Source organism: Legionella nigrisilvae (assembly GCF_977063395.2).
Window position 1 is genome coordinate 12,996 of sequence record NZ_CDRUGZ020000044.1, and the last position, 21,360, is coordinate 34,355.

Below are 21,360 nucleotides of genomic sequence, written 5' to 3' on the forward strand. Positions count from 1 at the left end.
ATTAAAAACTAGATAAATCAAAAGCTATTTTGAGTAAAATTTATAAAATTTGCAAGATTTTATCCCAAGGAAAGTAGAGTAAATTAAAGGGGCTTTTCTATTGAGAATAACGAGACAGTGTGTTCATAGACGATAAATAAAACTTCCCGGGTCATGGTAACGGCCCGGGAATTTAAGAATAGATTAACCATAAATACTGACTAATTTTGCCTGGTTCAACCGCTCAAAAGCTCGTTTTGCCGGTACAAAATTAGGATATTGAGTCACTAAACGTTGTAAAATCATTCGGGATAAAATCTCATCCCCCTGATTCCATTCATTTAATGCTTGCAGATACATAAAATCTGCATTTTGCTCCATAATTAAAGGAGCTTTATTCATTACCACAGGTTCAATAAAGCTTACACGAGCCTGATTTTGGGCTTCCATTCTTTGTAAAACTTTACGTGCCTGTACGCTGCCATTATCACTGGCTTGTTGTAATAATTCCTTGCCCTTAGCCAGAGAACGCTCACCAGCAGTACCTTCCAAATAATAAGTACCCAATTGATATTGCGCATAAGCGTTTTGACGTGCAGCCAGTTTTTCATAAAAACTTGCAGCCATTTTGGGGTTTTTCTCAACACCCACCCCGTAATGATACATCCTTGCTAAAGCCAACATTGCCTTCTCATTCCCTTTATCTGCAGATTGTTGGTAATAGTTAATCGCATCATTAAAATCAAGCTTGGTAATAACTCCTGTTTCTGATAACAAGCCCAACTGGTAAAGAGCATTGTCATTTCCTAAAGCCGCTGCTTTTTTATACCAGGCTAAAGCTTGTTGTGTATCACGAGACTGCCCGAGGCCATTGAAATAAATTGCCCCTAATTGATTCATTGCTTCATGAACTTGATGAGTTGAGGCTTCAACAAACAAATCCCTAGCTTTTTGATAGTTGACTGGCGTTCCTTTACCGTATAAGTACATTAACGCCAAATCATATATCCCTAAAGCATCTCCTTTTGCAGCCGCTTGCTGATAAGACTTTATAGCCTGGGAATAATTATCATTGACTGTTTCATCAATAAAACCTAACGCAACGGAAGCTTCAGGTAAGACTGAAGCAGCTTTCTCATACCACTGCTTCGCCAAATTATAATCTGGCTCACCATTTTCACCCAGCTGATAAAACTGCCCTAACTGATACTGAGCAAGAGAATTTCCTTGTTCTGCAGATGCAGTATACCAGCGTTGTGCCTCTGCTAGATTAGGTTCAGAGCCCAAACCTTTTTCGAGCATAAAAGCCAATTTCAATTGGGCATACTGGTCTCCTTTTTCAGCTAAACCGGTATAAATTTGTTTTGCTTCTTCCATTTTCTCTGGATCAGAATTTTCAGCCAAATAGAAATCTGCCAAAACGATTCCAGCATGACTATTTCCTAACTTATAAGATCGTATTAGATTAGGTAAGAAATCTTGTCCATTTTCTTTTTGCAAAACAGCCATATTAAAATCTGCATAAGAAAATTTGTCATCAACGGATTTTTGTAATAGTTCCATTCCCTTGGTCTTGTCTTGCGCAATACCCTTCCCTTCTGCAGTGTATGTCCCTAAGATAAAATCGCTCACTGAGTTTTGCCCCGCTTGCTGATACCAGGCGATCGCTTGTCCAGGATCCGCTTTTACCCCGACGCCTCGATCATAAAGTAATCCTAGCAATAATGCGGCGTTTTCATCACCAGAGGCTGCCTGATCCTTCGCAATCAGAAAAGCTTCGGCTTGTCTTGCTTTATCCTTATCCATAGCATTATAAAATGCAAGGGGCAACAATGCTTGAGAAATACCTCTATCTGCTGCTCCTTGATATAATTGTCGAATCATTGCTATTTTGTGCGCCCTAACGTTGACACTTAAACCGTTATCCTTTTGACGCGCCAAACTATCAGCGAGTTCATATTCTGCAGGGCCATAATTATTGGCCGCAGCTAGATATAACATAGAGGTTGCTTGTTCTGGATTAGGTTGGATGTATACGGTACCATCAGAACCCGTTATCCCCTGAGATAGGATTCTTGCCAAAACATACTGAGACTTTTTATTTCCTTTAAATGCTGCATCCGTTAAATCATTTAATGCGAGCTGATAATCATTTTTATCCTTTGCGTGTTGCAAATATAAAAGTCCCAAGTTGTATTCAGCGCCTAAATGTTGCTGTTGTGCCGCGTTTTGATAAAAAATAATGGCGGAAGAATCACTTTGTGCTACACCTATGCCATATTGGAACATTTGTCCTATTTGAAACTGCGATTGAGCATCACCTAATATAGCTCTGAAATATAAATGATTAAACATACACATATAGTTAAGTTGAGCTTGCCAACCCTGAGTCCACAAATCCATGAGGTTTGCCTGTGAGTGATCATCATAATCATAATAATTAGCATCTATATAAGGCACGGGTAAATTCAACTGGGCAAATATGGGTGAATTCGCCCGTTCTAATGCAGAAAGTTGTGGGTCTAAAGGATAAATAGGATAGGTCCATTGATTTGCCTGGAAGGTTGGGATTTTACTCAAGAGTGCATCGTAATAACTGGTGATTGGAACATCATTAGGTTGAACTAATTCAAATTGGGGCTGAAAAATAGACTGACGCAATATTTTTTTCAGTTGAGGTGCTTGATTATAAGCAAAATCGCCTAAAACTGCAGGATTGTTCCAAGCACTGAGTATTCCTTTCATTTGAAAATCAGTTTGTTCCAATTTATCGGTTGTACCGTTGCTTAACCACAAGGCGGCTTGCGCTAAAGCGGCCTCCTGATTTTTTGAACTTTCATCTTGATTCGCCTGAGCCAACCATTGTTTTGCCAAATTTTGATCCGCCTCAACGCCTATTCCTTTTTGATACATTTCGCCTAATTCACGTTTCGCTTGTGGCAACCCATCTTGAGCTGCTTTCAAAGTCCACATAAATGCAGTTTTCGGATCATAAATTGGACTTTTTTGCTGTAAATAAAGATGGGCCAAGTCCAAGTATGCTTCATCACTTGATTGATTACCGGCTTTATTAAACCACTGTAACGCTTGTTCTTTTTGATTTTGATCTAAAGCTAATTTCCCTAAAGCGACCATTGCAGGTGCAAAACCTTGAGCTGCAGCTTGATTTAATAGTTCTTCGCCTTTCTTCTCATCTTTATCGACTAGCTGTCCTTCAAGATAAAGCTCGCCCAATCGAGTTATGGCTTGAGGATTGCCATTAGCAGCTGCCTTATTTAACCAAATAAGACCTAATTTACGATTTGAGGAATTACGACTATCAATAAAATTCTTTGCTAAGGTAAATTGTGCCAGGGAATTACCACTTTTTGCCGCATTAATATAATATCGAGTTGCTGTATCGACATTTTTCTTAACTCCAACTCCATACATGTAAGCGGCTGCCGTAAACATTTGGGCATCTACATCCCCTGCATCGGCTGCTTTTTTAAACCAAGTAAAAGCTTGCTGGGGATCCTTTTCATGCAATAAGGTATATTTCGCCATCAGTTGGATTGCGGGGAGATATCCCTTTTGTGCGGATTGGGTAAAATAACGTATTGCTAACAAACTATTTTTTAACTGCCCATATCCATAGAGATAAATCCGTCCTAAGTAGTAATCAGCTACTGCATTTTTCCCTGATTGACTCATTAAAGGCTCTATCGCATTATTATAATTCCCTAATCGATAAGCACTGAAATCATCAGCAAAAGTATTTTGGCTAGCTGATGCAACGAATAAACATACCCAAGGTACTAGCGATTTCATGAAAATTCTCCCTCTTTGCATGGCAATTTAACCTGATTTTTATCATTATATTTTCAGATTTATACCCCAGGTATTATGCCATAATGCACGACTTCATTAACGGCCCCATTTCTCGTTGTGCCATCGACTATCCAAAAATTACCTTTATTATTCAAACCAAATTTAACATTAACGTATTCACAAACTTTGATTGTATCCGCGCAATCAATAATTTTGCCATAGGAAGTTTTACCATCTCCTGCAGTACAAATAAATTTGACTAAGGGTTCTCCTGTAGCTAATGCCGCCCATTGCCGACCACCTATTGAATGATTATATCGTGTTGTGTACTGGCTATTTTCATCACGCATTTGGTATAAACTGACCGTTTGTGGTGATTTGTTAAAGAAAAAATACAAAGATTGTAAAGCCCCTTCTTTCCCCGGATAAAGAGATAATACTTTTAAACTTTCTTTATATCCTACTGGTCTACATCCTATGGGAAATCGCGCCTCCTCTTTTTCCGCTTTGGCTTGCGCCTCTTGAGGATCATTTTTTTTGGGTTTGGCAGCTGCTTCAAGTTGTGCAGACATGAGTCCTAAAAAAAGCATCAATGAAATTGAAGTGATTTTATTTATTGTATTCATTATATTTCTCACTCACTGTCATTTATTGGGCGTACAATAATTGTTGTACCCATAAAATTATTTCGTTCACTTGATAATTCTACAAAGCTTTGATTTAACCATTTAGCATCTTGGGTGAACATTCGCACACATCCATGACTCGCTCTTACTCCTGGAATATCATCGGAGCCATGTAATGCGAAACCTTTATGGAAAAACATACAGAAAGGCATCTTTGCGCCACCTTTCCCTATAGGGAAAACATCGGAGACGCATTTTTCATTTTCTTTACTGAAAACCCGATAAATCCCAGTTAAAGTGCGGCAAGAACGATTGGCATCAGGGCATCGGTCTCTTCCTGATGAAATTGGGCCCCATTTCACCAGATTACCTTCAGCGTCATAAGCACCAAAGGCTAATTTATCCTGATCAACAATAATTTGCTTTTGGTGTTCATTCTGAATTTTTAATGGGAATGGTGCTACATCAAAAACAGTGAGATAAGCTAAATTTTTTGGAACAGCGATAATCTTGCCAGCCCATAAAGGGTTATAAGTACGATTGACCCTTTGAACAATATCGCGTTGATTTGGATCTGGGAATAAGGTTTCCCAGCTTTGACCCGATTCCACCTTAATACAATCGTATTGTGGGTATCCACATAATCCCGTGCCATAAAAGCTACCCGCATCCGCTATGGCAACCACGAGCATCATCACTGCAGCTGAAAGTAATTTATACATATGCCCCCCTCTCACCTTACTTTTTATTTTTACATGCAAGATTTGTGCTTAAATATCAATTTATTCTAATTATTATTCGAGCATATCTAAAATAAGTTTAGTACGAATATTAGAGTTTTTGCTAGGGTTATGAATAATATTCCGCTTTATTCATCGATAACTTAGGATTTGGAAAGGGAAACTTGAGGACTCGAACAGCAATAAAGCCCGGTCTTGCAACATTGTACCCAGAATCTAACCACTTTATGGCAATATGTTTTCGCCATGAAAAAATTGAAAAATACGTTTTGCTAAATGTTCACTAATTCCTGATACTTTGGCAATTTCTTCCAGAGGAGCCTTAGCAAGCTCGCGTATCCCTCCAAAACGATGCAGTAATGCTTGTCTTCGTTTTGCACCCACTCCTTCTATATCCTCAAGAGTAGATTCTAATCTCTTTTTTTGTCTTTTTTTCCGATGAGCAGTAATGGCGAAACGATGCGCTTCATTACGAATATGTTGTAACAAATGCAGGGCTTTGGAGTCATCTGGTAGCGTCAATTCGTGTGCTTCGTGTACTAAAATTAATTTTTCCCATCCCGCTTTGCGTGCAGGTCCTTTCGCTACTCCTAACAAGGTTACCGTTGCAACGTTTAATGACATAAGCACTTTCTGGGCCACCGCTACTTGCCCTTTGCCTCCGTCAATAATTAAAACATCAGGTAAAGATTGAGCTTCCACTAAACGCTTAAAGCGACGAGTAATTGCCTGCTCCATTGCAGCATAATCATCCCCTGGAGTAATGCCTTCGATGTTAAAACGGCGATACTCATTGGGAGTAGGACCTTCATGATCAAACACCACACAGGATGCAACGGTTGCCTCACCTTGAGTGTGACTAATATCAAAGCATTCCATTCGTGTTATTGGCTTATTCAGTCGCAAAAGCCGCTCTAATTCTTGGAAACGAGATTTCATTGTTGAATGTTTTGTAACATATTCTGCAACTGAAACACGTAAATTATTGCGTGCAAAATCCATCCAGCGAGACTTAACACCGCGAGGATTCACTTGAATTTTACACGATTTCCCACGCTGTTGAGATAAGGCCTCCTCTAAGGACTGATGATCATCTAAATTTTGATGGGTAATGATTAAAGCAGGAATTTTCTCTGGAGCATCCAAATAATAGAATCCTATAAATGCCTCAAAAGTTTGTTGCCACAAATCGTTCATATCCAGTTCATCTTCTAAACCTTTCTGAGGAACCGATGGAAAATAACAATGACTGGCTATTACTTGGCCTTCACGAATAGTCACGCATTGGACGCATGCAAATCCAGGACTAACCTCAATGGCAATAGCATCTGCATCCCCACGTAATTGTAAAACCCCCTGTTGTTCCTGCACCAATCGCAAACTTTTAATTTGGTCGCGCAGAAGCGCTGCTTCTTCAAAATTCAATTCGTTTACAGCTTTATCCATTCGCTTGGCAAGCTCATCAAGAATTAATTGAGATTTACCCTGTAAAAATCGCATAGCATCCTGCACTGAGCGCTTGTAATCCTCAGGAGTAATATAATTGACACAAGGTGCGGTACATCGTTTAATTTGGTACTGCAAGCAAGGTCTCGAGCGTGCATTAAAATAACTGTCTCGACAATTTCTGAGTTTAAAGACTTTTTGAATCGTTACTATGGTTTCTTTTACCCCGGCGCTACTTGGATAAGGTCCAAAAAAATCACCGGAAAGAGGTTTTTTTTTAGAGCGATAGCTCTCTATCCGCGGAAAATAAGGATGATTGGACAGATGAATATAGGGATAAGACTTATCATCACGTAATAAAACATTGTATTTGGGTTTTAATGTTTTAATCAGATTACTTTCTAATAATAAAGCCTCTGTTTCGCTACGGGTAACAGAAATTTCTATGGACGCAATTTGATTCACTAAAGATCGGGTTTTAATACCTGTATTTTGTTTATTAAAATAGCTTGTAACTCGTTTTTTCAGATTGGAAGCTTTACCTACATAAAGAAGATTACCCGTTCCATCAAGCATACGATAGACTCCGGGTTCATTAGGTATTTTAGTGAGAAACAAAGCTAATTCTGTAGAAATATTCATTTAATAATAATAGCAATCATTTTGGCTTAAAAAGTGTTTTCTGGGGACAATGCTGCACCTGTTACCAACTCAGAGAGTTTTGGAGAGAAGTCAGACACTGCGCCCAGGTACTAGAACCCTTTTAATCTTCTGACGTCAAGTCGATTGGATTTTCTATAATTCCATGTTTTAGAGCTAAATAAGTCAACTCTACATCATTTTTAATGCCTAATTTTTCAAATGTTCGATAGCGGTAGCCATTAATTGTCTTGGTGCTAAGAAAAAGCCTATCACTAATTTCTTGCACATTCATGCCACTAGTAATCATCAACATCACTTGCATTTCACGTTCAGACAATACATCAAAGGGTGAACCTTGTACTTCTTCCAAGCTATTAATCGCGACTCTTTGAGCAATTTCAGCGCTGAGGTACTTTTCGCCTTTGGCCACTTTACGTATCGCTGCAGCCATTTCTTCAGCACCTGATTCTTTAGTCAGATACCCCATAGCTCCTAATTGCAAAACGCGAGTCGGTAACAAATCAGAACACATCGCGGTTACAGCTATAACCTTAACATGTGGATTTGATTTTTTTAGGCGACGTGTTACTTCCCAGCCATCGATTCCAGGCATTTTCATATCTAAAAGGACCACGTCAGGAGAATGTTTTTTTACCAGTGCTAAAGCTTCTTCACCGCTTTCTGCATCAGCAACTACCTCTACATCCGACATATCTTCGAGTAATCGTCGAATACCCATTCGAACCAGTGCATGGTCATCAACAATTAGTACTTTAATCAAATAATGCTCCTTGACCTTAAAGCCAATGAACAAACTAGGTTGGTCGATGTTAACAAGACTAGCTGTTCATTACAATACATAGATTAACATGCCCTAATATGGATATTAGGGTTATCTGGATCCACTTTGAAAAAAGGTGGAAACTCCCCTAGTTCTCGAGTTCGAGCTAAGAGTTTACCTATGTCTGATAAAACAAAATCGTACAAAACCTGATAATCTTTGATTACAAAATATACTGGTTGCAACATATCGATGCGGTATGGCATTCGGAATGCTGCAACTGGCTCAAAAATCACTCTTAATGGAATATCGCTTTCTACGCTATATACTGTTTCACTAATGGAAGACAATATTCCGCCACCATAGGCTCGGAGTCCATTTGCGCTTCTCACTAAACCAAACTCCACGGTAAACCAAAACAACCGTTGGAGTAAGGGCCAATCTGATTCAGGAAACGTTAGTACTTTTTGAGCATAGTCATAAACAAACTCTGCATACACCGTATCAGTCAACATAGGACAATGGCCAAACACTTCATGAAAAATATCCGGCTCTTTAACATAATCCAACTCTTCCTCACTTCGAATAAAAGTAGCTACCGGAAAATGTTTGGTTGCCAACAGTTCAAAAAATTCTCGAGCAGAAATTAACGCCGCAACTGCAGACACTTGCCAACCTGTTTCAGCTTTAAGTCTTTGATTTAGATCAGGAATTTGTGGAATTTTTTCAGATGTTAAAGCTAAAGTTTTTAATCCAGCTATGAATTCATCACAAGCCCTTCCGGGTATTAATTTTATTTGTCTTTCAAATAAAATATTCCAGATCTTATGTTCTTCTGCAGAATAATTAACAAACCCTTGAGCGTCTGGAACATGCGCTACATAACGGCTTGAAAATTCCATAATTTCTCCTTTACATACAAATAATCATACACATCAATCGCAAGAATAGTATTTATCTTAAAAAAAAACACCTTTTCTAGTTATTAGGCAATTTCAGAATAAATGTCAATAACTATTACAGATTTTTCAAATTATGCTATAAAATCATACGAATATGATCCTAGGAAAATCAACTATGACAGTAGCCATTTTAGCAACCGGTGATGAAATTGTTCATGGTGATACTTTAAATACCAATGGGCGCGATATCGCCCATGCCCTAAGCTCAGAAGGTTTATCTTTAGGCTTACATCTCTCTTGCAGCGACAAGAAAGGTGATATAGTCAACTGCCTAAAGTTCTTGACCAAAAAGCATGACATTATCATTACCATTGGGGGACTCGGCCCAACGACCGACGATCTCACTCGTTTTGCCTTATCCCAATTTACAGGCGAGGCATTGGTACAACATTCAGAAGCTCTTGAACACATTAAAAAACGACTACGGGATGCAAATTTAATCCTCAATGCAGGAAATTTACAACAATGTCTTTTTCCTGAGCGAGCTCAACTTTTACCTAATCCAGTGGGTAGCGCCTTAGGATGCTATTATCAGTGGGATAATAAAATCTTTTTTTTATTACCTGGCCCTCCCCGCGAATGTTTGCCCATGTTTAATAATTATGCCCTACCTCTCCTGCAGCAAACCACCCATAGCCAAAAGCAAATACTCAAGTGGCGAATTTTTGGTTTAGCAGAAAGTGAAATAGCCCAAATATTAGAAGAAGCGCTCCAAGGAGTTGATTGTCATACAGGCTATCGCTTGGAATCACCTTATATTGAATTTAAGGTTCGTTGTGCCCCAAATTTGATGGATAAAATCAAAGCCATTGTCAATCCCATCCTCGAGCCACATATTATCAGTTCTGTAGAAAAAAAAGCTTCTGATCACTTACGTGAATTAATTGCGAGTATTAATGAACCAATAACAATAATCGACGAAGCAACAGGTGGATTACTGCAATTATTACTGACCAAACCTAACATCCATCACTTACTACATTTTAGTGGTTTACATCAAAATATGCTGTATTTCCATATACGTGGTTTAACAGAATATTGGCAGCAACAACCGACAAATGGGACAACACAATTAATCATTGATTATAGTAACCACTATCAAAAAGGTCGTGAAACCCATAACATACCCTATCGTAATGTTTCCGTAGTAGAACATGCTGCAGAATGGCTATGCTGCAGACTCTTTCATCTCATCAATCAACTGCATCAATGAATAGCATAATTGTTGTGTTCCCTCACCACTAATTGCAGAGATGGCAAACACCTTATCCTTCCAGTCCAGACCCTTTACGATTGTCTGTATTCTTTCTTCTCGACTCGCCACATCAGGTAACATATCCATTTTGTTCAACACCAGCCATCGAGGTTTTTGTAAAAGCTCAGGATTGTATTCTGCTAACTCATGAATAATAGCTTTAGCGGATGCAACCGGATCACTGCCATCTAAGGGAGCGACATCAATTACATGGAGTAACACACAGGTACGTGAAAGATGTTTTAAAAATCTATGCCCGAGTCCAGCTCCTGTAGAGGCTCCTTCAATGAGGCCAGGAATATCTGCCATCACAAAGCTTTTGTGCGCAGAAACACTTACAACACCCAAACCTGGATGCAAGGTTGTAAAAGGATAATCCGCTACTTTTGCTTTGGAACTTGACACTGCCCGGATTAAAGTAGATTTGCCAGCGTTAGGCAACCCTAATAAGCCTACATCAGCCAAAACACGCAATTCCATACGTAAATGCCGTGATTCACCTGGACTTCCTTGAGTAGTTTGTCTTGGAGAGCGATTCACACTACTTTTATAGCGGGTATTTCCTAGACCATGAAATCCACCTTGAGCGATCAATACGGGTACGCCTGGTTCTCTGATATCAGCAAGTAATTCTCCAGTATCTACATCATAAACCATAGTGCCAACAGGAACCTTTATCGTTAAATCATCGCCTTTTTTCCCAGTACAATTTCCACCCATACCGTGCTGACCATTGCGGGCTTTATAATGACGCATATAACGAAAATCAACCAAGGTATTTAAATCCGTACTGGCTTCAAAGTAAACGCTGCCTCCATCACCCCCATCACCCCCATCAGGACCCCCACGTGGTATGAATTTTTCGCGTCGGAAGCTTAGACAACCATTTCCACCATGGCCTGCTTCTACTTTTATCACTGCTTCATCAACGAATTTCATGACCAACCTCAAAATAAAAAAAAACCCCGTTGCCGGGGTTAAATAACGACATTGTGTTTGGGTATAACATATAGCCTGAATAAAGTACATCGTATTCAGAATATGTCAAAAACACCAAGCCGCTTTGAGCGGCAATCGGTTTCCAGTATGAATTAGTTAGCAGCTTCTTCTTTTGCTTCTGCAACTATAGTCACATACTTACGGTTTTTATCACCCTTGACAACAAATTGTACTAAACCTTCAACTAAGGCAAACAAGGTATGATCACGACCACAACCTACGCCAGGCCCTGGATGAAAACGTGTACCACGTTGTCTTACGATTATTTCACCCGCATTAACAAATTGACCGCCATAACGCTTTACACCAAGATACTTGGGATTCGAGTCGCGGCCGTTACGAGTACTACCACCTGCTTTCTTATGAGCCATTGCTATCCTCTCTTACTTGCTTATCGCAGTAATTTTAACTTGCGAATAATATTGTCTGTGCCCCATTTGTTTCATGTGGTGCTTACGACGACGGAACTTAATAATTTTAACTTTTTTGTGACGACCATGATCGAGCACTTCAGCTTTCACTATTGCCTTGGCAACTAATGGGGTACCACAAACGATTTTATCACCATCAGCCAACATTAATACTTCTTCAAATTGTATTTCATTGCCAACATCTTCAGGCAGTAATTCAATTTTTAATACATCACCTTCCTTCACGGTGTATTGCTTACCGCCAGTTTTGATTACCGCATACATAATATTTCTCCAATTCGCCTGATTGGCTATCACAAATTCAATAAAGTCGCATATTCTATGAAATTATGACTATGACTTCAAGTTCATTTTAAAATATTGTATACTTCGCCACCCTTTCCGAATATTTTAATTCATTATTCGGTGTTTAATCTGGTCGCGGATTAAATTTTAAAGGAACTGAAACGATTCGACACCTCTACTCTTGCAAAAAACAGGTTGAGTGAAATGTGCTGAATAGTTATCAAGAACTTATATAAAATTTTTGGAGTATATAATGTCAAATATCCTTTTAGAAGCACAAGCAAGAACGGATATGGGGAAAGGTGCGAGCCGCCGCCTACGTCGTCTTGAAAATAAAGTACCCGCTGTAATTTACGGTGGCGATAAAAAGCCAATGTCTATTCATTTTCAACATAACAAAGTAGTTAAAGCACTGGAAACTGAAAGTATTTATTCAAGTGTTTTTGATATTACAGTGGATGGCAAAGTTGAACATGTTATTTTAAAAGCGTTGCAACGTCATCCTTACAAACCTGTTGTAATGCATATGGATTTACAACGCGTTTCTAAAACTGACATACTCGTTAAATTAGTACCTATTCACTTCATCAATGAAGAGAAAGCTCCAGGTATTAAAGCTGGCGGTATCATTAACCACACAATGACTCAAGTGGAAATTCGTTGCCAAGCAAAAGATCTTCCTGAGTTTATTTCAGTAGATATGTCAGAAGTTAAAATGGACGATATTATTCATTTGTCTCATTTAAAATTACCAAAAGGCGTACAACTAACTGTTGATGTTACTGATGGAAGTCATGACGCACCTGTTGTTAGCATTCATATGCCAAGAGGAAACGTAACAGAAGAAGAAGCAAACGAAGCGGCCGAAGTTTCAGCCTCTGCTGTACCTACTGTTAACGCTGAGAAAAATGAAGAGTAATCTTCAAGTTTGAAAATGTAACCCGTAGCCTGGGTGATGCGGACAGCAGAACCCCAGGTATCATTCCGCTTTACCCAGGCTACATAAGCTCCAGAATTACGACCTCTATCAAAGAGCTATATCATGGCTATAAAACTTATCATTGGTTTGCGCAATCCCGGATCAGCCTATGAACATACACGTCATAATGCCGGTGGATGGTTGGTCTCTGCCTTAGCTCAGCGACATGGTGTTTTTTTCAAATTGGAAAAAAAAATGCAAGCCGAATTGGCTGATTTAGAATTAAATCAGCATTCAGGTAAATTGATCTTGCCCCTTTCTTTTATGAATCATAGCGGTCAACCTACCCGGATTCTTAGTCAATTTTATAAAATTCAACCCGAAGAAATACTGGTGATTCATGATGAATTGGATTTACCTCCAGGACGAATTAAACTTAAAACGGGTGGCGGTCATGGCGGTCATAATGGTTTAAGAGATATAATAGCTCAACTAGGCAGCCCAGAATTTCATCGCTTACGAATTGGAATTGGCCATCCTGGTCATAGAGATTTAGTTCATCAATTTGTGCTCAGTAAACCCTCGGCACAAGACAGACAATTAATTTATGATGCAATTGATAGAGGTATAGCGGTAATGCCTTTAGTCTTATGTGGTGATTTAGCTAGAGCCATGAATCAATTGAACGTTTAGATATTGTTTCTCCGCAATTTAAAAATCCATGTAGATTTTGAATAGGTCGCAGAGTAACAGTTTAATTTAGTTTAAAATGCGTTCGAAATAAAAAAGAAGGTATTCTTTTTTATCGAACTAAATTATTTAGGATCGATCCCATTTAAAATGCAGCAAATTTTATGGGGTAAAGTTCGTTTAAGGACATAAAAAGAAAACCAGCTTTTTTTCTTTTTATCCGAAATTAACGTTAGTTTTAACATTTAGAGGTATTACTCATGGGATTTAAATGCGGCATAGTGGGCTTGCCCAATGTTGGTAAATCAACTCTGTTCAATGCACTTACCAAAGCAGGTATTGAAGCAGCAAACTACCCTTTCTGCACTATTGAACCCAATGTTGGGATAGTTACTGTTCCCGATCCCCGGCTTGATGCTTTGAGTGAGATAGTAAAACCGCAACAAGTGCTTCCAGCAACCATGCAATTTGTTGATATCGCGGGTATCGTAAAAGGAGCATCCAAAGGTGAAGGCTTAGGGAATCAGTTTCTAGCCAATATTCGCGAAACCGATGCCATTGCTCATGTAGTGCGTTGTTTTGAAAATACGGATGTAGTCCATGTAGAGGGTCATGTTAATCCATTAAGTGATATCGAAGTAATTAATACAGAACTGGCTTTAGCAGATATGGAAACTCTTGAAAAAGCCATTTTAAAAGCAGGAAAAAATAGTCGTAGCGGTAATAAAGAAGCAATTTTTGAAATGAAAACCTTGGAAAAAATCAAGGCACATCTTGATGAAGGGTTTCCTGTTCGTACTCTTGAATTAAGTGCTGAAGAGGAACCTCTAGTACGCCGTCTATTTCTACTCACCGCCAAACCTGTGCTCTATATTGCCAATGTGGATGACAATGGTTATGAAAACAATCCACTACTGGATAAGGTTCGTAACTTAGCGCTGCAGGAAAAAGCCAGTATTGTTGCTCTATGTGCAGCAACAGAAGCGGAATTAGTCGAATTGGATGAAGCGGATCGCCAAGAGTTTATGGAAGATTTAGGATTAAGCGAACCTGGACTACATCGAGTAATTCGTGCAGGTTATGAATTGTTAGGATTACAAACTTATTTCACCGCGGGTGTAAAAGAAGTAAGAGCCTGGACCATTCCTAAAGGAGCTACAGCACCTCAAGCTGCAGGTGTTATTCACTCCGATTTTGAAAAAGGATTCATTCGCGCAGAGGTCATAGCATACGATGCATTCATCGCCTGTAAAGGGGAACAAGGAGCTAAAGAAGCCGGAAAGTTACGTCTAGAAGGCAAGGATTATATCGTGTGTGATGGAGACGTGATGCATTTCCGATTTAATGTATAAGTTCAAGTTAAACCCAGTTTTGCTTGACAATTCGTATGCTCAAACCTTAGCATTTGTTGATTGAATCGTAGAGGACAAACAATGGCGATTGATAGTATACGCGCGCTAATTAGTGACGATTTTAATGCAGTTAATACTTTAATTATTAATAAAATTGAATCGCAAATTGGCTTAATTGATGATATGTCCCACCATATAATACAAAGTGGCGGCAAAAGATTACGGCCATTGTTGGTTCTTTTAGCAAGTAATGCATGTGGTTACCAAGGTAAAGAGCATATTACTCTGGCTGCGATGGTTGAATTTTTCCACACAGCCACGTTACTTCATGATGACGTCATTGACGAATCTACATTAAGAAGAGGACGTCAAACTGCAAACGACATCTGGGGTAGCAAAGCAAGTATTTTAGTTGGTGATTATCTCTTTACCCAATCAATCGAACTTATTGTTGATTCCGGAAATTCAGAAGTACTCAAACTCTTTGCTAAAACCGCACTCGAGATCAGCTGTGGGGAAGTAAAACAACTATCTAACCGCCATAATCCTGCCTTAACCTTTGATGAATATTTCGATGTAATTCGTGCGAAGACGGCTCTTTTATTTGCAGCTGCGGCCTGTATAGGGCCGATGATTAGCAACGCCTCTAAAGACCTTCAAGACAGCCTCTATGCTTATGGCCTCCATCTAGGAAATGCCTTCCAGCTTATAGATGATGCTCTGGATTATTGTTCTGATGCCAAAACTATAGGTAAAAACATAGGAGACGACTTAGCGGATGGGAAAGCCACATTACCTTTAATTCATGCTTTACAACATGGCACTGAAATGCAAAAACAGCAAATCATGAGCAGTCTAAAACAAGGAAGCCTAGATTTCTTACCCGAAATTCTTAAAGCTTTGGAAGAAACCAAAGCAATTGAATATACCAAAAACATAGCCGCTCAAGAAATCGACAAAGCATTATCTTCATTAGTGATATTACCCGATTCAAATTACAAAGAAGCGCTTATCAATTTGGCACATTTTGCTTTGCAAAGAAGCTATTAATTGAGCACGGAGTGTAGCTCAGCCTGGTAGAGCACTGCCTTCGGGAGGCAGGGGTCGCAAGTTCGATTCTTGTCACTCCGACCAATAACAGCAAGGGTTCTTGAGGTTTTCAAAAACCGAATTGTCATCACAAGGTGCATATAGGGTGCAAATTGAATATTCAATTGCTGATAGCTTGTTATCCGTGGAATGAAAACAGCAAGAGAATTTAAACGATTTTCCTGATTTAAAGAAATGGGTTTATAACAATTAAGGAATGCCCTACTACTCAACGGGCTTATGATATAGCAAAAGGAATGAACGTCCTACAAACCTCAAATGATACTGCCAAAAGATATTATTTAATTAAGCTCCAAAAAAAATGGAAATTAAAACTTTTTATACAGTAAACTTGCTTCCAAAAAAATACCTATCGAGGTTTATCACCATTTACTATGTTATTTCGGTAATTCTGAAAATTACCGAAAACCTACAAAAATTCTATACTAGGTCAGCAAATTAACCTCGCTCTGCGGTAGTTAACTTTGACCTATTCCAACCTATATTAAAGTACCTAAATATTGAACTTACACTTTGAAATTATTTGCAAAACAGTTGCATAAATTTTCACTCAGCTAGAGTGGAGCTATTTACATTAGAACCTTCTGCTCCATTTTCTCTAAAGTCTCTTGCATAGTCTCAATTAATTTAGCCGCTTCATTTTTGAAAAAACTGTAACTTACTTTATTCGTATTTTTATTAGTATCTGGATAGAAATAAGATATAGGATTAAAGTAAGAAATAAAGCCATAAAAATCTGTTTCAGAAATGTCACACGAAGATTCAAGGACGAAACTTTAGGTTTTTGTTAAATGGGTATTAGGTTGTTCAACTTTCATATAATGGCATTGATTTCATATAATTCTGTGATAATATTTAACACATTTGCTCAAATATAAGCATTTTGTATGTTAACAGCAATTTTTCTATCCGTTGGGATAATCGTTTTTATAGTTATTTATCTGATTAATAAACTATTTTATTTTAGTCTTGTAGAGAACACTATCAAAATATGTGAAGCAAAAGAAGACTATGTTACTTTACGGGGTGTAATTAAAACATTTGCCTATATTTTATCCCCATTATCGAAACAACCTTGTTGCGGTTATTTATATTTAGTGATAGACAAACATGATTCAGATCGAATTGTACATATAGAAAGTAATATAGTAGATTTTTTACTGGATGATAAAACAGGAAAATGCATTGTACATCCCCAATCCGTGGGAACTTTTCATAATAATGCCCAATGGCCTCCCTATATTCGATTTGGAGATTCCATTAGTCCATTTAACTTAAATTCAAATCCAGGGAATAAGCGCTATCGGCATATGGAATATAGGCGACAAGAGGGTGAAGAAATATTTCTACAAGGTTATTATCGAAGAGCAAATGCGATTCCTAACGATTTTCCTGTGCTAATAGGAACGATTTGCGGAAAGGAAGACAGGCCTTTAGAAATTATTCCCGCCTACAAAGGTTCCGAAGTTTCAACTTCAAATGAGGGCAGCTGGTTTATTCAATTAATAGACCCGTTTTTAACATTTTGCGTGAAATTCATCTATCATCAATAAGCCAATCCGAATAACTTGATAGTCCAATCAAGTCGCTTAGCATCTAAAACTTACAATATAGCTTTATGGAGATAGAGAATCCGATCTTGCCATTTAGCTACTAATTCTTGAGTATTGAAGTCCAAATAAGGCATTTTTTCTCAGTATTGCTCCACTAACAATCAATTTAAATCACAACCATTATGAAAATAGTATCATCAAAGAGGTTCTTTATAGTTCATACGAAAACATAGGGAGAAAAGCGATTTCCTGGGAATTGATTTGAAATATCATATAACTTATGATCTTTCCTCAAAATCAATCCAAGGTATGAAGTAATGCCAAATGTAACAAAATGTTTCATTATAGCGCTGATTACGCTGATTCCTAGCCTGTCTTTTGCCACTCTAAAAAAATTTACCAACAGAGATTGCCCTGCTTTAGGGATGCCTAAAACAGTATTATTGGTCCATGCCTCATGGTGCTCACACTGCAAGGCTTTTTTGCCCGTGTATGAACAAGTTTCTGATAAGGAAAAGTACAAAGATTGGATTTTCTATCAAATGGTAAATGATAAATTTGCAAAGGTTTGTGGTATAGCAATCAAGGGCGTTCCTATCACTTTTAAAAATAACATGAAAAAGAACATCATGGGAAACAGGACGCAAGCAGCCCTTGAAGAATTTCTAGACTCGACTATTTAAAATGATGACTTATACATCATTTGATGTCGCAATAAGCTTAGTCGATGCCCACCTGAAGTATCGTCACGTTATTTGAAGCACAATGTCATTCCGGTACAGGGAGAAATCCATCTCCAAACAGATGCGTAATTATTTGAGGGAAAGATCCCCACCTACGCGGGGATGACATTAGACCGCAGGATAACATTATAAATCGCGGGAGTGGTCAATCAGTTCTCCTAGTATAGTAGCAATGCATAAAAATGGATGGATCAGAATGGATTCCCCTCAGGTGTATTCTCCATCTCCCTTTTTTGCTCTTCAACCCAAGCTAAAAAGGCCTCTCGATCAGCTTCAGACAAACTTTTAAATTTATTTTTAACTGATTCAATAGGTGGTAGCTGTTTCCTTGGGGTTGGTGAAAGCAATACATCTTTTAACGCTACTTTACCGTGTACTACCTTATTGTATGTCTCTTTATCGTAGTTCCTTAATTTAAGAAGCTGGCCATCATCTGATTTAGATCTTGAGGGTAAATAGGTGATTGTTTGCTCAACTTCAGGATTTGTAGTTTTACTATCTAGTGCAAATAGATTTTTATCCAACTCTTTAATTGGAATTTTATTTTTTTTAGCATAAGTCCTGACTGAGCCATCCACTTCATTTAGAACATCACCCCATTCAAGGGCATGCTTGCCATGAATGTCCATTGCACACTTTAAAAGCCATAATCTTTGATTATTAGTAATACTTAAACCGCTAGATGAGTGTTTCAGTGCATACTCTCCAAAATTTTTATAGTTTTTTTCTTCCCACACCTTCTGGTCTATAATTTGTTCGATGATTTTGGGCAGTTTTTGAAATACAAGCTCTTGTGCTTCCAAAATACATTTATTGGCTTGTGTATGGACGTCTTCTTCCGATGATTTCCATGAATCCATCGTTGTACTGTTCGGTGTTTTTACAAAATTTTCCATTGCAACCCTATTTTTTTAAAGTAATAACCTATCCACTCCCCTGCTAAACAGAGGTTGTTTCTTAAAAGAGAACATGAATTTTACTAAAAATCAATTTCAATCCAACAATAACGAAACTGGTTAAAAAGGTAATAGATATTTATTGAGTATTTGATGGCTGTTCTTGTGTAATATATACTCACAAGCGATAAATTATTAACACCAACCCACACAAAAGAATAATGGACTTATATTTAGAGGCTACAAATGACCACAGAAACAACTAAAGCGAAACCTAATTATCTCATTCATATGATCTATGCCGCAGCTTTTGTACTCGCAGTACAGATAGTTGTTGTTTATCTTATATGGAACAATATTCAAATAAATAATGAGAGAAAGGCAATAGACGAGAAAACCCGGCAGGCTCAAGAAGCTCAGGCACTTAAAGAAAAAGAACGAAAGTTAATCCTTTCAACGTGTCAAAAAATTGTCTCTAACTTGCATAAAAAATCATTGACGGAGGCTTGTATTACTCAAAATAATGATAGTATGAAAAGATACAAAAATTGTTTAAATGAGGCTAAAAACTGGGCAGACTACAATGCCTATTATCCCCATAACAATGCACTTTATGCTTATGAAGTTAATGAATGTAAAAGAAGATATAGCATGAGCGCAAAATCTAATTCGAATTGTGTTTTACCTAAATCAATAGCAAATAAAATAAATGCTGATTTCAATAAAATGCAACAAAGTTGCTATAAGATCACCTAAAAAGATTTGAAGTCGTAACCCAAGAAATAACTCAGATCAATTAAGCATTAACTTAATCAACTTTAATCAAGTCATAAAGGGTTGAGTCAAAATCACTGAGATAGTATTAATTTACTGTGTCATTCCCGCCTGTGCGGGAATGACTAAAGGAATACCCTTGATATAAAATAGATGCCAAATCGTAGGTCACAAAAGTCTTTTTTTCGATTCGAAAGCCTGTATTTACTTTAATACATCGGGTCTTTTTTCTGTTTGCATTTCCTCAAAGAAATCTAAACTCTTTCCTCCTGAGAGGTAAGAAATTAGTGCCGATGTGTGCTCCTCAGTATAATCAAGCTCCTTAGCCATACTTAGATAGAAATCCAACTCTTGTTTCCCATACTTTTTAACTTCATCTGGATCAGGTGTTTTAGTTTGAATCAGATCATAAAATTTATGTAAAACTTGTTCATATTCTCTTTTCAGTTCTGAGGATAATAATTTTTGATCCACGTATAGTGGATTATATTCAATCTTCCAGGCAAGCAAATTTTTGCGATCCACTCTCGCGAGACAAGAAGATATATGGGCCGCACTTAAAGTGCACTCATTTTCATGACTATAATCGGTTTCATTACCCGTAGAACTCATTCCCATTGCACCTTGAATATATATTTGATGGTATCGTTCTTGTTCGGGAATGTTTTCTAAATTCATTACCATTATTTCATGATCTTTAGCCAAATAATTAGCAAAACTTTTCGCTGAGGATAAGGTCAGTGAAGTAGAAACTCCCTTGATATTGCCACGTTGATGCTCAAGCATCTCATTTTCTTTTTCTTTGAGCCTAAATGATCCAGGATTTCTTCCTACCAGCCCATGCATTTTTTGATTATGTTCACAATCAGCCTCTAATTTTGACATCCCTCTAAATGCTAAATTATAGGTTCGAGGCATAGAAAAAAGGTTGAAGAGATTAAACTCATGCAACTTTTTGCCACCAAAAGTACTCGTTGGAAAACAACAAATCTCAATTGTCCACTGTGAGCTGAATGTTGTTGGATACGATTGAGCTCGAGTCCATAAAGCTCTATTTGATGGACCACGTTTTACGTTAGAAGCAAACAGCGGAGTTCTACTGTGCATATACCACCACCTTGATGGTTAATAATCATACTTAAAGTGTAGAACAAATAATCTTTTGGTACGCAATTAGGACATGTTTATTTAGGAATTAACAACGAGTGAATAAGTATTTGCAAAATCATAAGCCTTGATAATACTAGGAATTTCGATCAAGTTCAGAAGATAAAACTCATACTGATTAAATTTTTGGAATTAGCATGAAGTGTGTTTTAAGTAAAACTTTGCAGCCTCCTCTAGGCTCAGAGTAGGTATCAATATTA

At 37.9% G+C, this 21,360-nt stretch carries 19 protein-coding genes and 1 tRNA gene; 9 read left to right on the forward strand and 11 right to left on the reverse strand.

What is annotated here, in order from left to right:
• Window positions 1–183 precede the first annotated feature (183 nt).
• The 6 genes from ACWTE2_RS32365 to phhA form a co-directional block, all read right to left on the reverse strand.
• Window positions 184–3,789 carry an SEL1-like repeat protein gene (locus ACWTE2_RS32365; protein ID WP_454786003.1) on the reverse strand — a complete coding sequence of 1,202 codons (3,606 nt, stop codon included), beginning with the start codon at window positions 3,787–3,789 and terminating at the stop codon, window positions 184–186.
• A gap of 59 nt (window positions 3,790–3,848) precedes the next feature.
• On the reverse strand, window positions 3,849–4,415 hold the full coding sequence (locus ACWTE2_RS32370) for an endopeptidase IV (protein ID WP_454786004.1): 567 nt from the start codon (window positions 4,413–4,415) through the stop codon (window positions 3,849–3,851).
• Between the two features lie 8 nt (window positions 4,416–4,423).
• Window positions 4,424–5,137, reverse strand: coding sequence for a L,D-transpeptidase (locus tag ACWTE2_RS32375; RefSeq protein ID WP_454786005.1), 714 nt, complete (start codon window positions 5,135–5,137; stop codon window positions 4,424–4,426).
• A 243-nt stretch (window positions 5,138–5,380) separates the two neighbouring features.
• Entirely contained in the window at window positions 5,381–7,243 is a 1,863-nt protein-coding gene (uvrC, locus tag ACWTE2_RS32380; RefSeq protein ID WP_454786006.1) for an excinuclease ABC subunit UvrC, read from the reverse strand.
• 121 nt (window positions 7,244–7,364) lie between these two features.
• Window positions 7,365–8,024, reverse strand: coding sequence for a two-component system response regulator LetA (letA, locus tag ACWTE2_RS32385; RefSeq protein WP_182391424.1), 660 nt, complete (start codon window positions 8,022–8,024; stop codon window positions 7,365–7,367).
• A gap of 83 nt (window positions 8,025–8,107) precedes the next feature.
• The gene (phhA, locus tag ACWTE2_RS32390; RefSeq protein WP_182391425.1) at window positions 8,108–8,926 is read right to left on the reverse strand and encodes a phenylalanine 4-monooxygenase; all 819 of its coding nucleotides are present in this window, start codon (window positions 8,924–8,926) and stop codon (window positions 8,108–8,110) included.
• A 175-nt stretch (window positions 8,927–9,101) separates the two neighbouring features.
• Here phhA and ACWTE2_RS32395 point away from each other — a divergent pair, with 175 nt between their 5' ends.
• The gene (locus tag ACWTE2_RS32395) at window positions 9,102–10,199 is read left to right on the forward strand and encodes a competence/damage-inducible protein A (RefSeq protein WP_454786007.1); all 1,098 of its coding nucleotides are present in this window, start codon (window positions 9,102–9,104) and stop codon (window positions 10,197–10,199) included.
• On the opposite strand, the gene cgtA is transcribed toward ACWTE2_RS32395, so the two are convergent.
• The 3 genes from cgtA to rplU form a co-directional block, all read right to left on the reverse strand.
• The gene (cgtA, locus tag ACWTE2_RS32400; RefSeq protein WP_182391427.1) at window positions 10,155–11,180 is read right to left on the reverse strand and encodes an Obg family GTPase CgtA; all 1,026 of its coding nucleotides are present in this window, start codon (window positions 11,178–11,180) and stop codon (window positions 10,155–10,157) included. The two genes, ACWTE2_RS32395 and cgtA, sit on opposite strands and share 45 nt — an antisense overlap.
• A 152-nt stretch (window positions 11,181–11,332) precedes the next feature.
• Window positions 11,333–11,611 carry a 50S ribosomal protein L27 gene (gene rpmA / locus ACWTE2_RS32405; RefSeq protein WP_182391428.1) on the reverse strand — a complete coding sequence of 93 codons (279 nt, stop codon included), beginning with the start codon at window positions 11,609–11,611 and terminating at the stop codon, window positions 11,333–11,335.
• Window positions 11,612–11,623: 12 nt separating this feature from the next.
• Window positions 11,624–11,935 (reverse strand): 50S ribosomal protein L21, encoded by a 312-nt coding sequence (gene rplU / locus ACWTE2_RS32410; RefSeq protein WP_182391429.1) that lies wholly within the window; start codon window positions 11,933–11,935, stop codon window positions 11,624–11,626.
• A 274-nt stretch (window positions 11,936–12,209) separates the two neighbouring features.
• Between rplU and ACWTE2_RS32415 the strand changes: the two genes are divergently transcribed.
• From ACWTE2_RS32415 to ACWTE2_RS32445, 7 genes are all read left to right on the forward strand, one after another.
• Window positions 12,210–12,875, forward strand: a complete 666-nt coding sequence (locus ACWTE2_RS32415; protein WP_454786008.1) for a 50S ribosomal protein L25/general stress protein Ctc — start codon at window positions 12,210–12,212, stop codon at window positions 12,873–12,875.
• 123 nt (window positions 12,876–12,998) lie between these two features.
• Window positions 12,999–13,568 (forward strand): aminoacyl-tRNA hydrolase, encoded by a 570-nt coding sequence (gene pth / locus ACWTE2_RS32420; RefSeq protein ID WP_454786009.1) that lies wholly within the window; start codon window positions 12,999–13,001, stop codon window positions 13,566–13,568.
• Between the two features lie 257 nt (window positions 13,569–13,825).
• The gene (gene ychF, locus ACWTE2_RS32425; protein ID WP_182391432.1) at window positions 13,826–14,917 is read left to right on the forward strand and encodes a redox-regulated ATPase YchF; all 1,092 of its coding nucleotides are present in this window, start codon (window positions 13,826–13,828) and stop codon (window positions 14,915–14,917) included.
• A gap of 81 nt (window positions 14,918–14,998) precedes the next feature.
• Window positions 14,999–15,967, forward strand: a complete 969-nt coding sequence (locus ACWTE2_RS32430) for a polyprenyl synthetase family protein (protein WP_454786010.1) — start codon at window positions 14,999–15,001, stop codon at window positions 15,965–15,967.
• 7 nt (window positions 15,968–15,974) lie between these two features.
• Window positions 15,975–16,051: transfer RNA gene (locus ACWTE2_RS32435), tRNA-Pro, on the forward strand.
• Window positions 16,052–16,914: 863 nt separating this feature from the next.
• Window positions 16,915–17,580: a hypothetical protein gene (locus tag ACWTE2_RS32440; RefSeq protein WP_454786011.1), complete on the forward strand. Its 666-nt coding sequence runs from the start codon at window positions 16,915–16,917 to the stop codon at window positions 17,578–17,580.
• A gap of 317 nt (window positions 17,581–17,897) precedes the next feature.
• On the forward strand, window positions 17,898–18,263 hold the full coding sequence (locus tag ACWTE2_RS32445) for a thioredoxin domain-containing protein (protein ID WP_454786012.1): 366 nt from the start codon (window positions 17,898–17,900) through the stop codon (window positions 18,261–18,263).
• A gap of 251 nt (window positions 18,264–18,514) precedes the next feature.
• Here ACWTE2_RS32445 and ACWTE2_RS32450 read toward each other — a convergent pair whose 3' ends face one another.
• A complete protein-coding gene (locus ACWTE2_RS32450; protein WP_454786013.1) occupies window positions 18,515–19,219 on the reverse strand; it encodes a hypothetical protein in 705 nt (234 codons plus the stop codon).
• Window positions 19,220–19,465: 246 nt separating this feature from the next.
• On the opposite strand from ACWTE2_RS32450, the gene ACWTE2_RS32455 reads away from it, so the two are divergent.
• Entirely contained in the window at window positions 19,466–19,975 is a 510-nt protein-coding gene (locus ACWTE2_RS32455; RefSeq protein WP_454786014.1) for a hypothetical protein, read from the forward strand.
• Between the two features lie 222 nt (window positions 19,976–20,197).
• Here ACWTE2_RS32455 and ACWTE2_RS32460 read toward each other — a convergent pair whose 3' ends face one another.
• Window positions 20,198–21,100 carry a hypothetical protein gene (locus ACWTE2_RS32460; RefSeq protein WP_454786015.1) on the reverse strand — a complete coding sequence of 301 codons (903 nt, stop codon included), beginning with the start codon at window positions 21,098–21,100 and terminating at the stop codon, window positions 20,198–20,200.
• Window positions 21,101–21,360 lie beyond the last annotated feature (260 nt).